This is a genomic window from Streptomyces sp. NPDC048504 (assembly GCF_043200035.1).
Lineage (GTDB): Bacteria > Actinomycetota > Actinomycetes > Streptomycetales > Streptomycetaceae > Streptomyces.
Genome location: NZ_JBICXA010000002.1, coordinates 24,609 through 36,851, shown reverse-complemented (window position 1 = coordinate 36,851; position 12,243 = coordinate 24,609). Strand labels below are relative to the sequence as shown.

Sequence of the window (12,243 nt, the reverse complement as noted above, 5' to 3'; positions counted from 1 at the left end):
CAACTCCTTTGTTTCATGGGGGAGTTCAGCGGCCGGGATCGGCCGTGACCAGCAGACTCGTCACGACGAGCACGACGAGGACGAGCCCCGTCTCCGCCGCGACCGAGTAACCGAAGGGCCGCACGGTGGCGGCGTCGCCGCGCAGCAGTACGGCGAGATCGAGACGCGTCCGCGTCCACTGGCGGCTGCACCAGGCGGCGGCCAGCACGACGGCGAGGACGCCCGTCTTGAGCAGCAGCAGATGCCCGTACGAGGTGTGCAGCAGGGCGTCGTAGGACCCCACGATCTGCCAGGCGAGCACCAGGCCGGCGGCGACGATCGCCGTCACACTCACGGCGGCCAGCTTCGAGTAGCCGGGTACCACGGCGGCCAGTTCGCCCGGCTCGCGGCGCGGCAGCACGGCCACCGTGAGCATGACGAGCCCGCCGATCCAGAGGGAGACGCCCAGCAGGTGGACGAGATCGGCGACCGCGCCCCAACTGGGCTCGGTGCCCTCGGAGTTGTGGCCCGCCATGCCGGTCGCCCGCAGCAGCCCGAGGGCCACCGCGCCGGCGCCGACCCGCCAGCCGGGCGAGCGGGCGGTCCGTGCGCCGCCCTGCAACAGAGCCGCCAGCACCACGGACGCGAGCACCCACAACAGGCCCCGGGCGGCGAGCGCGAGACCGGGCCCGGTGGTGAGGACGTCGGCGTACGTCGCCGCGCGCAGCGCGTCCCGTGGGCCGCCGAGCGCGGTGTACGCGCCCTGCAGTCCGAGGCTCGCCACGGTCGACAGCAGCCCGCACGTCCAGGCGAGACCGAGCAGCACCCGGGCCCGCGGCTCGCCCGCGCCACGCGGCCACAGCAGCGCGACGAAGGCGAGCCCGCCCACGAACAGGGCCAGCGACAGATAACCGGTCCAGCGAGCGGCGACGAGACCCTTCCGTACCGAGGGGGACGGTGCGGGAGCGGCCGTGGTCTCGCCGCCGCGGTCCTGGGTGTCCGGCGCGGTCTTCGTGTCCTTCGCGCCGATACCGAAGGTGAGCCGGCCGGAGGAGGCGTGGCCGTCCTCCTCGTCGATCACGGACCAGGTGACCGCGAGGGTGTTCCCGGTCGCGCGGGGCAGCGCGACCCGCACTGTGGCACTGCTCCTGCCCGGCACCCGGGTCACGGGCAGCCGGTCGCCGTCCAGGGTCATGACGCGTACGTCCGCCAGGTCGACCGGCTCGTCGAAGACGAGGGTGAGGTCGTCGGGGGCCTTCGCCAGCCGGGCGCCGTCCTTGGGGGTGGAGCGGACCAGTTCGGTGTGGGCGGCGGCGGGGGTGGTGGTGAGGAGACCGAGGAGGGCGGCGGAGAACAGGACCAGGAGAACGCGGCGGACGGTCGTCACGGCGGGCACGGTCGTCATGGGGTGGCCTCCGGCGACGGGGACGCGGACGGTGCCGCCGTGGCGCCCAGCAGACCGTCGAGCGGGGCGAGTCCGACGCACGGCGAGGGCTGCGCGGTGGGCCCTTCGGCGTCCGCGCCGTCGAGGACGCCGAAGAGGGACTGGGTGAGGCCGGTGAGGAGCGGTCGTACGAGACGCACCTCGCCGTCCGCGCAGCCGTCGCCGTCGGCGGGCGGCGTCGCGGTCGGGGAACCGGACGGGGCGGGAGAGGGGGACGTGGAGGTGGGGGTCGGCGTGGGCCCGTAGGTGGGCGAGGTGCCGTGGTCGTGACCGGTGCCGGTCTGCCCGGTGCCGACGCCCGTGCCGGTCCCGGCGCCCGTGCCGCCGGAGATCGGGAACACCCCGGTGTCGCCCGGGACTTGGGCCTGCGAACCGCCCGGGGCGGAGTCGGCCGGCACCGATGCGGCGGCCGGCGGTGCGGTGGCGGCGGGCGGCGTGGGGGCGGGAGCGGCGGCCTCGCCGGAGGCCGTGGGAGCGCCGATGCCCGACGCGTAGCCGAGCACGATCACCACGGCTCCGACCAGCGCGCCCGCGACCAGCTCGTCGCGGTGATCTCTCGGCCACTCCGCCCGGCGGAACAAGGGCATGATGAGACACTCCTGGCATGCTCAGGTCAATCCGACCGCTGAATGCGGCGAACGCGACTCAGTGCAGTGGAATGCGGATTCCCCGTGGCTACAGGCCAGTTAACCGCCTGTTGCCTAGCTCTCTTTCGGGTGCGGCCCGACTGTGAGACCGGGTGACATCGACGTTATTCCGCGCAATACGAATGTGAAGAAAGCGAGCAGAGGCGGAGCGATTCCCACACATGACGAGAATGGGATGCGAACCCGGTCCACGAATTCCCGAAGATGGCATATGCCAGTGCGTGCGTGCGCGCGGCCGTACAGGCCTCAGAGCCCAAGCCCGGCCCGGGTGGTACGGCACCGCGCGGCCTCCCGGAATTCCGGAAGGCCGCGCCATGAGGTACTTCAGAAACCCCCGTTCCCGGGGTCGTTATGCGGTGGGCCGGCCCATCGCCCGGTAAGTCCACCCGGCCCGCCGCCACAGTTCCGGGTCGAGCGCATTCCGCCCGTCGAGAATGAGCCGGGCCCGCACGCCTTCGCCGAGTTCCGCCGGGTCCAGTTCGCGGAACTCGCGCCATTCCGTCAGGTGCAGGACCACGTCGGCGCCGCGTACGGCCTCGGCGGCGGTGTCGGCGTAGCCCAGCGTCGGGAACAGCCGTAGCGCGTTGGGCATGCCCTTCGGGTCGTACACCGTGACCTGGCCGCCCTGAAGGTGGATCTGGCCGGCGACGTTCAGTGCGGGGGAGTCGCGGACGTCGTCCGAGTCCGGCTTGAAGGTCGCGCCGAGCACGGCGACCCGCTTGCCCAGGAAGGAGCCGCCGCCGAGCGCCTCGCGGGTCATCTCCACCATCGCCCCGCGGCGCCGCATGTTGATGGAGTCGATCTCGCGCAGGAAGGTCAGCGCCTGGTCGGCACCCAGTTCACCGGCGCGAGCCATGAACGCCCGGATGTCCTTCGGCAGACACCCGCCACCGAAACCGATCCCCGCCCGCAGGAACTTCTTCCCGATCCGCTCGTCGTGCCCGATCGCCTCCGCCAGCTTCACGACATCGCCGTTCCCGGCCTCGCAGACCTCGGCCATCGCGTTGATGAAGGAGATCTTCGTGGCGAGGAAGGAGTTCGCGGCCGTCTTCACCAGCTCGGCGGTCGGGAAGTCCGTCACGACGAACGGCGACCCGGCCGCGATCGGCGAGGCGTACACCTCGCGCAGCAGCTTCTCGGCCCGCTCGCTCCGTACGCCGACCACGATCCGGTCCGGATGCAGGGTGTCCTGGACGGCGAAGCCCTCGCGCAGGAACTCCGGGTTCCAGGCCAGCTCGGCGTCCTCGCCGACGGGCGCGTGCTCGGCCAGATACGCGGCCAGCCGGTCCGCGGAGCCCACCGGCACGGTGGACTTGCCGACGATGAGCGCGGGCTGGGTGAGGTGCGGGGCGAGCAGCTCGAAGGCCCGGTCGACGTACGACATGTCGCAGGCGTACTCGCCGTGCTTCTGCGGGGTGTTCGTGCACATGAAGTGGACGTCGCCGAACTCCGCGACCTCGGCCCAGTCCATGGTGAAGCGCAGCCGCCCGGTGGAGCCCTCGATCCCGGCGACGTGCTTGCGCAACAGCTCCTCAAGCCCCGGTTCGTACATCGGGACCTCACCCCGCTGGAGCATCGCGATCTTCTCGGGGACGACGTCCAGACCCAGCACCTCGTAGCCCAGCTCGGCCATGGCCGCGGCGTGCGTGGCGCCCAGGTAGCCGGTGCCGATCACGGTGATCTTGAGGGCCATGAGTGCTCCAGAAGGGGTACGGGGGCGATGCGCGCCCGAGCATAACCGGCGCTCTCACCGGGCACCTTTCCCCCTGTCGCCAAGCTCACGTATCCCTCCCGTGGGCGGGCCCCTAAAATTTGGGTTACTTAACGGTAATTAGCACTGTGATCACAGCGTCCTTGGAGCGTGAGAGACCTTGGCCGGATCGGCTGACTTCGACCTGTACCGCCCGTCGGAGGAGCACGACATGCTCCGCGACGCGATCCGCTCCCTGGCCGAGGCGAAGATCGCGCCGTACGCCGCAGCGGTCGACGAGGAGTCCCGCTTCCCGCAGGAGGCCCTCGACGCCCTCGTCGCGAACGACCTGCACGCCGTCCACGTACCCGAGGAGTACGGCGGCACCGGCGCGGACGCGCTGGCCACGGTGATCGTGATCGAGGAGGTGGCCCGCGTCTGCGCCTCCTCCTCCCTCATCCCCGCGGTGAACAAGCTGGGCTCGCTCCCGGTGATCCTCTCGGGCTCCGAGGACCTGAAGAAGCGGTACATGACCCCGCTCGCCAAGGGCGACGCGATGTTCTCGTACGCCCTCTCGGAGCCGGACGCGGGCTCCGACGCGGCCGGCATGAAGACGAAGGCGGTCCGCGACGGCGACCACTACGTCCTGAACGGCGTGAAGCGCTGGATCACGAACGCGGGCGTCTCCGAGTACTACACGGTGATGGCGGTGACGGACCCGGAGAAGCGCTCCAAGGGCATCAGCGCCTTCGTCGTCGAGAAGTCCGACGCGGGTGTCTCCTTCGGCGCCCCGGAGAAGAAGCTCGGCATCAAGGGCTCCCCGACCCGCGAGGTCTACCTCGACAATGTCCGCATCCCGGCCGACCGCATGATCGGCGCGGAGGGCACCGGCTTCGCCACCGCGATGAAGACCCTGGACCACACCCGCATCACCATCGCGGCCCAGGCCCTCGGCATCGCCCAGGGCGCCCTCGACTACGCCAAGGGCTACGTCAAGGAACGCAAGCAGTTCGGCAAGCCCATCGCCGACTTCCAGGGCATCCAGTTCATGCTCGCCGACATGGCCATGAAGATCGAGGCCGCCCGCGCCCTCACCTACCAGGCCGCGGCGGCGTCGGAGCGCGGCGACAAGAACCTCACCTTCCGGGGCGCGGCCGCCAAGTGCTTCGCCTCGGACGTCGCGATGGAGGTCACCGTCGACGCCGTCCAGCTCCTCGGCGGCTACGGCTACACTCGCGACTACCCGGTCGAGCGCATGATGCGCGACGCCAAGATCACCCAGATCTACGAGGGCACGAACCAGGTCCAGCGCATCGTCATGGCGCGCAACCTGCCGTAAGGAACGACGAACAGCGGCGAGGGCACCCCTGGCGGGTGCCCTCGCCGTTTCGTCAGGCATGCTGCGGCCCATGACCGACCCGAGCCAGGCCTTCGACACCGCCGAACGCACCATGTGGGCCGGCCGCGCCCACGCCTACGCGGCGAGCTTCGCGCGGCTCTGCGCACACCCGGTGGAACGGCTGCTGGACGCGGCCGAGGTCGGGACGGGGACGTACGTCCTCGACGTCGGCACCGGGACCGGTACGGCGGCCCTGGCCGCGTCGGCGCGGGGCGCGCGGGTGTGTGCCGTGGACGCCGACGCCGGGATGGTGGCCGCCGCGCGGGCCGCGGGCGTCGAGGCGGAGGTCGCTCTCCTGCCCGAACTGCCCTACCCCGACGGCGAGTTCGAGGCAGTCGTAGCCAACTTCGTCGTTAATCACGTGGGCCGCCCGCGTGCCGCCCTGGCCGAACTGCGGCGCGTGCTGAAGCCGGGTGGACGGGTCGCGCTGACCTCGTGGGGCGCGCGGCGCGGTGCCGGGCAGGAGCTGTTCGGGCGGGCCTTCGCGGCGGCGGGGGCCGTGGTGCCGGACGATCTGCGGCGACTCGATCCCGCGGAGGACTTCGTGCGCACGGCGGACGGGTTCGCGGAGCTGCTCCGCGAGGCCGGCTTCACCGACGCCCGGGCCGCCGAGCTGGAGTGGGACCACCGCACCACCGTCGGCGAGTGGTGGGGCGGGCCCGCCGCCGGTGTCGCCACCGCCGGGCTCATCGTCACCTCGCAGGACGAGGGGACGGTCGTACGGATCAGGCGGGAGTACGAGCGGCTGGCCGGTGAATTCGCCGTAGAAGGACATGAGTTGGCCCTGCCGCACATCGCCGTGCTGGCGTGCGGCAGGGCCTGAGCCTCGGGCCTCAGTTGCCGGAGACCGTGACCTTCTGGTCGTTGTTCAGCTCGTTCACCAGTGTCTTCACCTTCGCCTTGTCCCAGACGAGGTTGCCGCCGGTGGAGCCGGAGATCGGCATGTTCATCGAGGTGCCGTCGCCGCCGCTGACGCCCTTCATGGCCCAGAACATGGACGCCAGGTCCCACAGCGACATGTCCTTGTCGACGCTCAGCGAGTCCAGGCCCGCGCCGAGCGTGGGGTAGAGCTTGAAGGGGTTCAGGAGGGTGCCGGGGGTCGCCACCTGGTGGGCCAGGGCCGACAGGAACTTCTGCTGGTTCTTCGTGCGCTGGAGGTCCGAGGCGGCGAACGCGTGCCGGGTGCGGACGAAGGCCAGGGCCTCCTCGCCGTTCAGGGTCTGCTTGCCGGCCTTGAAGTCGGCGCCCGAGTACGAGTCCTTGAAGCCCTTGTCGATGTCGATGGTGACCCCGCCGACCGCGTCCACGATGTCCGCGAAGCCGTTGAAGCCGATCTCGACGTAGTGGTCGATGTGCAGGCCCATGTTGTACTCGACCGTGCGGACGAGCAGCGTCGGGCCGTCCTCCGCGTACGCCGCGTTGAGCTTCGTCTGGCGGCCCGTGTTCTGGTACGTCTTGCCCGAGGTGGAGCCCACGTACGACGGGATCGTGACGTTCGAGTCGCGCGGCAGCGAGATCAGCGTGTCGCCGCTGTCGCCCACGTGCAGGATCATCATCGAGTCCGTGCGCTTGCCCGCGGCGGAACCGGTGTGCAGCTTCTTCTTCTCGGCCGCGGTCAGCCCCTCGCGGCTGTCGGAGCCGACGATCAGGTAGTTCGTGCCGTCGCCCGCCTCCGGCCGGTCGATCACCTTCGACAGGTCGACGTCGCGGTTCAGCTTGGAGTCGGCCCAGAAGTAGGTCGCCACGGAGGTCACGACCAGCACGGTGACCAGGGTGATCGCGCCCCACTTGATACGACGGCGCCAGTTCGGCGCGCGGCGCGGGCCGCGGCCGCCGGGGCCCTCGGGTCCGCCCGGCCCGCCACCGCCGTAGACCTGGCCGGTGTTGTAGCCGTCGTACCCGTTGTTGTCGTAGCCGCCCTGGCCGTAGCCGTTCTGGCCCTCGTCATAGCCCTGGCCGCCCGTGTACGACGGCTGCGGCGGGACTCCCGCGCCGTACGGCGGGGCCTGCGGGCCGCGTCGTACCTGGCGCATCACACGTGCGCTTTCCGGCTGTGCGTTCGCGCTGCCGCGTCCGTACTGATTGCCGCGGTCGTCGCCGGACCATGCCTCGGGCCAATCGTTCATGGGGCCCAGTGTGCAGGTAGCGGCTATGTCGTTTACAAGGGTCGTAGGAAAATCAGGGCACTGCTGTTGCGAAGCCAACACAAAGTCCGCAGATGTCCACTCCCATAGGGTGGCGTCCATGACAGATCTGCCGGGCAAGCCGACGTCCGCCTCCCGGACCACCCTCAGCCACATCATGACGAACGCCGACACGAACCTGCTGGGGACGGTGCACGGCGGGGTCATCATGAAGCTGGTCGACGACGCGGCGGGCGCCGTCGCCGGACGGCACAGCGGCGGACCGGCCGTCACCGCGTCGATGGACGAGATGGCGTTCCTGGAGCCGGTCCGCGTCGGCGACCTCGTCCATGTGAAGGCGCAGGTCAACTGGACCGGGCGGAGCTCCATGGAGGTCGGCGTACGGGTCATGGCCGAGCGGTGGAACGAGTCGACCCCGGCCACCCAGGTCGGCTCCGCGTATCTCGTCTTCGCCGCCGTCGACGCCGACGGCAAGCCCCGCGCGGTGCCGCCCGTCCTCCCGGAGACGGAGCGCGACGAGCGCCGCTACCAGGAGGCCCAGATCCGCCGCACCCACCGCCTGGCCCGCCGCCGCGCCATCATGGAACTGCGCGAGAAGCGGGCCGCGGAGGGCCTCGACGACTGAGGCCCACCCGCCGACGCTGTTACAAAACACCCCACTTCACTACGAACGCCCCGCCTCGCTACGAACACCCCACCTCGTCCCCGGTCACCACCCCGAACTCACCCTGCTGCACATCCGTCGCCCGCACCCGCGTGACCTGTTTGAAGTCACTCCCGGCGATCACCTTCAGCACCGGCCCCTGCCCCTTCACCGCCCGCAGCTCGCTCCCGGGCAGCGCGGCGGAGAGGGACTTCGCGGAACGGTCCCAGCGGGGGTCGTAGGCGACGACCGTCCGTCGTACGGCGTGGTCGGCTGCGCTCGTCGGCAGGTGCGTCGTGCGGAAGCCGGTCGCCGCCAGTGCCGCGTCGACGCGCTTGCCGAGACCGCCGGTCGCTGTGCCGTTCTCCACCTGGACCTGGATCTGCTGCGGGGCCACGTCCACCTTCACGGCGTTGGCGCGCGGCGCCTTGTGCACGGTCAGGGGCTTGTCGTCGCGCAGGGCCTGGAAGAGCTTGGCCGCCTTCGGCTCGTCCCATTTCAGGGTGGAGCCGATGCCCTTGACGACGTATCCCATCTGCCCGATGGGGACGGTGGTGAACTCGGAGGAGGACGGCGAGAAGGTGCGCATCGCGCGGCCCAGGTCGAGCAGTTCGTCGGTGCCGAAGCCCTTGTCCGCGCGGACCGAGCCGAGCACGGCCCGGGTCACGTCACGGAACTTCAGCGGGTTCAGCAGCACCCCGGAGGAGGTGGCCTGGTCGATCAGCGCCGCCAGGAAGCGCTGCTGGCGCTTCATCCGGCCGAGGTCGGAGGCCCCGTCGACGTGCCGCGAGCGGACGTACTGCAGGGCCTGCCCGCCCATCAGGGTGTGCGTGCCGGCGGGGAGATCGAGGCCGGTGTACGAGTCCTTCAAGGGTTCGGCGGTGCAGATCTTCACCCCGCCGAGGACGTCGACCGTCTTCATGAAGCTGGTGAAGTCGACCTCCAGGTAGTGGTCGATCTTCACGTGGGTCATGGACTCGACCGTCTGGACGGTGAGGTTGGGACCGCCCTCCGCGTACGCCGCGTTGATCTTGATGGGGTGCGGGCCGTGGTGCTCGCCGGTGGTCTGGTCGACGTGCGGGGGCGTCATGGCGTAGGAGTCGCGGGGGAGGCTGACGACGCTGGCGCGCTCCCGGTCCTCCGAGATGTGCACGATCATGATCGTGTCGGTGCAGTGGCAGGGCGCGCCGCCGAGGTGGTACTTGTGCCGCTCCGCCTCGGTGATCTTGTCGCGGCCGTCGGTGCCGACGAGCAGGACGTTCATGCCGTGGCCCGCGCGCGGGCGGTTCTTCATGTCCTTGAAGGGGTCGACGCGGGCGATGTCGGCGTCGAGGCTGGTGACCACCGCGTGCCCGATCCCGGCGGACGCGAGCACCACCACGGACAGCGTGGTCGCCGCCCGCATGGCCCAGCGCGGCTTCTTCTTCGGTCGTACGGGTGGCCGTGGGCGCCGCTGCGGTGGACGGGCGGCGGGGGAGCGGCGGGGCGGCGTGGGCATGGGGGACACCTCCGCGAGGGCCGTACGTGGGATCTTGAGCACCGTAGGCCGATACGATCTGATACCACCGCAGCCGCCCGGGCGGGGCGCGTCCGTGTCCCCCGTTCGCGGTAACGTGAGCCCCCTATGAACGCCAATCCCGACGTGCGACTCCCCGCCGTTTCTGTGATCATGCCCGTCCTCGACGAGGAGCGGCATCTGCGCGGAGCCGTCCAAGCGATCCTCGCGCAGGAGTACGCCGGCGAGATGGAGGTCGTGCTCGCCCTCGGTCCCTCGAAGGACCGCACGGACGAGATCGCGGCCGAGCTCGTGCGCGAAGACCCCCGTGTCCACACCGTCCCGAACCCGGCCGGCCGCACACCCGCCGCCCTCAACGCCGCGATCAAGGCCTCCCGCCATCCGATCGTCGTCCGCGTCGACGGCCACGGCATCCTCTCGCCGAACTACATCGCCACCGCCGTACGTCTCCTGGAGGAGACCGGCGCGCAGAACGTCGGCGGCGTCATGCACGCCGAGGGCGAGAACGCCTGGGAGGACGCGGTCGCCGCCGCGATGACCTCGAAGATCGGCGTCGGCAACGCGGCCTTCCACACGGGAGGGGAGGCGGGTTCCGCCGAGACGGTCTACCTCGGCGTGTTCCGGCGCGAGGCGCTGGAGCAACAGGGCGGCTACAACGAGGAGTTCATCCGCGCCCAGGACTGGGAGCTGAACTTCCGCATCCGCGAGGCGGGCGGCCTGATCTGGTTCTCACCGGAGCTGCGGGTGTCGTACCGCCCGAGGCCGAGCGTCAAGGCCCTCGCCAAGCAGTACAAGGACTACGGCCGCTGGCGGCACGTCGTCGCCCGCTACCACGAGGGCTCCATCAACCTCCGATACCTCGCCCCGCCGACCGCCGTCTGCGCGATCGCGGCCGGCATCGTCGTCGGCGCGGCCCTGACCCCCTGGGGCTTCCTGATCCCCGCCGGCTACCTCGCGGCGATCGCCCTCGGCTCCCTTCCGGCGGGCAAGGGCCTGTCCCTGAAGGCCCGCCTCCAGATCCCGGTCGCCCTCGCCACCATGCACATGTCCTGGGGTTACGGTTTCCTCACCAGCCCCAAGTCCCTTGCGCGCAGGGTCATCGCGTCCCGACGGCCCGCGGTGCTCAGCTCGACCAGCAGCTGAACCGAGCACCGCGGCGACGACGGCCCGGACCGCTACCAGACGTAGTTCGGGTCGACGTGCATGCACGCCGTGGTGTCCGAACCGTTGAGGGCGTCCGCCGACGTCGGGGTCTTGTCGTCCTCGGCCGGGGCCTTGTACTTCGTGCCGGTGGTCCAGTCCGCGCCGACGACCAGGGTGACGCCGGAGACGCTCGTGGACTTCTTCACCGCGCTCGTCGGGATGCCGAGCGCCTTGGCGACCCGTTGGGCGTCGCCCTCCAGGTCGGCGCTCGGGTAGCGGACGAGCGTCGTGGCCTGGCTGGGGGTCGTCGAGGAGTCGGCGACCGCCTCCTTGAAGCCCTTGCCGACGAGGAGTTGGGCGATCGAGGTGGCCCGGCCGCGGACCGCGGCGGTCGTGTCGGTGCGGGTGCCGTTCTCCACCTGTACGGCGATCTCGTCGTCGGCGGCGGCCGGATCGGTGGACGCCTTCACCGCCGTGGCCGACTTCTTCTTGTCCTTGCCGTCCAGCGCGATGTCCTCACGGACCAGCCGGAACAGCTGGTCGGCGTCGGTCGTCTTGGGAACTACCCGGCCGCTGCTGCCCGAGTACTCCCACGGCATCGTCGACATGGTGATGCGGTTCGTCGGAACCTTCTTCAGTTCCTTGCTCAGGTCGTACAGCTTGGCGACGGTCCCGAGGCCGTTGTCGACCGTGAGCGCCTTGGTGGCCGTCTCGGCGAGGCTGCGCAGCTTCGTCGGGTTGCTCAGCGTGGCGTTCTCGCGCAGCTGGCGGACCATCGAGTTCATGTACTGGTGCTGCGCCTTGGTCCGGGCGATGTCGGTGTCGTCCTCGAAGCCGTAGCGCGTGCGCAGCCACTGCAGGGCCTGCTTGCCCTTCACGGCGGTGGTGCCCTCCTTCAGCTTCAGGCCCGAGCCCTTGCCGGAGGAGGTGTGCGAGTAGATGTTGGCGTCCACGCAGACCGGCACCCCGCCGATCGCGTCCGCCATCGACACGACACCCGAGAAGTCGACCATCATGAAGTGGTCGATGTGGATGTCGGTCAGCTTCTCCCAGGTCGCCACCGTGCACCCGGGGCCACCGCGGCCCAGCGAGTCGTTCGTGATGACGTCGGTCTCGGCCGCGTACGTCTTGCCGGTGTCCGGGTCCGTGCACTTGGGGATGTCCGTCAACGTGTCGCGCGGCATGCTCACGACCGACATGTTGCTGCGGTCCGCGGAGACGTGGAGCAGCATCTGGACGTCGGCGCGGGCCGGGGTGTCGAAGGTGTCCTTCGCGCCGCCGAGCTTCTGGTTCTCCGCGGAGTCCCGCGCGTCCGAACCGATCAGCAGGATGTTCAACGGCTTCTGCCCGGCCGCGTTGGCCTTGGACTCGGCCGCCCGGTCCTTCTCGTCCCCGATGTTCAGGGGGTCTTTCTTTATGTTGTGATTGAGGTGCTGGTAGTACAGGTATCCGGCGCCGGCCGTCCCGAGTATGACCAGCACGAGGACACTCGCCGACCAGCGCAACGCCCGCCGGCTACGGCCCTTGCGTCTGCCCCCGTCCCCGTCCGACGGGCGTTTCCCCGCCGCCGGTCTCTTTCCGTCCGCCGGCGTGAGCGACATCGTGTCCTCAACCGCCGGCACCTCCCCACGCACACTG

10 protein-coding genes are annotated in these 12,243 nt (G+C 70.4%); 4 read left to right on the top strand and 6 right to left on the bottom strand.

Going from position 1 to position 12,243, the window contains the following annotated elements:
- Positions 1–25: 25 nt before the first annotated feature.
- From ACGFY9_RS04405 to ACGFY9_RS04395, 3 genes are all read right to left on the bottom strand, one after another.
- Positions 26–1,384, bottom strand: coding sequence for a copper resistance CopC/CopD family protein (locus ACGFY9_RS04405; protein WP_393751851.1), 1,359 nt, complete (start codon positions 1,382–1,384; stop codon positions 26–28).
- Positions 1,381–2,010: a hypothetical protein gene (locus ACGFY9_RS04400; protein WP_393751849.1), complete on the bottom strand. Its 630-nt coding sequence runs from the start codon at positions 2,008–2,010 to the stop codon at positions 1,381–1,383. The genes ACGFY9_RS04405 and ACGFY9_RS04400 overlap by 4 nt, the downstream gene beginning before the upstream one ends.
- Before the next feature lie 409 nt (positions 2,011–2,419).
- Positions 2,420–3,763 (bottom strand): UDP-glucose dehydrogenase family protein, encoded by a 1,344-nt coding sequence (locus tag ACGFY9_RS04395; RefSeq protein WP_393751847.1) that lies wholly within the window; start codon positions 3,761–3,763, stop codon positions 2,420–2,422.
- Between the two features lie 178 nt (positions 3,764–3,941).
- Here ACGFY9_RS04395 and ACGFY9_RS04390 point away from each other — a divergent pair, with 178 nt between their 5' ends.
- On the top strand, positions 3,942–5,099 hold the full coding sequence (locus ACGFY9_RS04390; protein ID WP_393751845.1) for an acyl-CoA dehydrogenase: 1,158 nt from the start codon (positions 3,942–3,944) through the stop codon (positions 5,097–5,099).
- A gap of 70 nt (positions 5,100–5,169) precedes the next feature.
- Positions 5,170–5,982 carry a methyltransferase domain-containing protein gene (locus ACGFY9_RS04385; protein WP_393751843.1) on the top strand — a complete coding sequence of 271 codons (813 nt, stop codon included), beginning with the start codon at positions 5,170–5,172 and terminating at the stop codon, positions 5,980–5,982.
- 10 nt (positions 5,983–5,992) lie between these two features.
- Here the strand turns inward: ACGFY9_RS04385 and ACGFY9_RS04380 are convergent, their stop codons facing one another.
- Positions 5,993–7,285, bottom strand: a complete 1,293-nt coding sequence (locus ACGFY9_RS04380; RefSeq protein ID WP_393751841.1) for an LCP family protein — start codon at positions 7,283–7,285, stop codon at positions 5,993–5,995.
- A gap of 118 nt (positions 7,286–7,403) precedes the next feature.
- Here ACGFY9_RS04380 and ACGFY9_RS04375 point away from each other — a divergent pair, with 118 nt between their 5' ends.
- Positions 7,404–7,928: an acyl-CoA thioesterase gene (locus ACGFY9_RS04375; RefSeq protein WP_266769310.1), complete on the top strand. Its 525-nt coding sequence runs from the start codon at positions 7,404–7,406 to the stop codon at positions 7,926–7,928.
- 58 nt (positions 7,929–7,986) lie between these two features.
- On the opposite strand, the gene ACGFY9_RS04370 is transcribed toward ACGFY9_RS04375, so the two are convergent.
- Positions 7,987–9,444 carry an LCP family protein gene (locus tag ACGFY9_RS04370; protein WP_393751839.1) on the bottom strand — a complete coding sequence of 486 codons (1,458 nt, stop codon included), beginning with the start codon at positions 9,442–9,444 and terminating at the stop codon, positions 7,987–7,989.
- Positions 9,445–9,570: 126 nt separating this feature from the next.
- On the opposite strand from ACGFY9_RS04370, the gene ACGFY9_RS04365 reads away from it, so the two are divergent.
- Positions 9,571–10,605 (top strand): glycosyltransferase family 2 protein, encoded by a 1,035-nt coding sequence (locus ACGFY9_RS04365; RefSeq protein ID WP_393751837.1) that lies wholly within the window; start codon positions 9,571–9,573, stop codon positions 10,603–10,605.
- A 32-nt stretch (positions 10,606–10,637) separates the two neighbouring features.
- Here ACGFY9_RS04365 and ACGFY9_RS04360 read toward each other — a convergent pair whose 3' ends face one another.
- Positions 10,638–12,206, bottom strand: coding sequence for an LCP family protein (locus ACGFY9_RS04360; protein ID WP_393751835.1), 1,569 nt, complete (start codon positions 12,204–12,206; stop codon positions 10,638–10,640).
- Between the last annotated feature and the right edge of the window lie 37 nt (positions 12,207–12,243).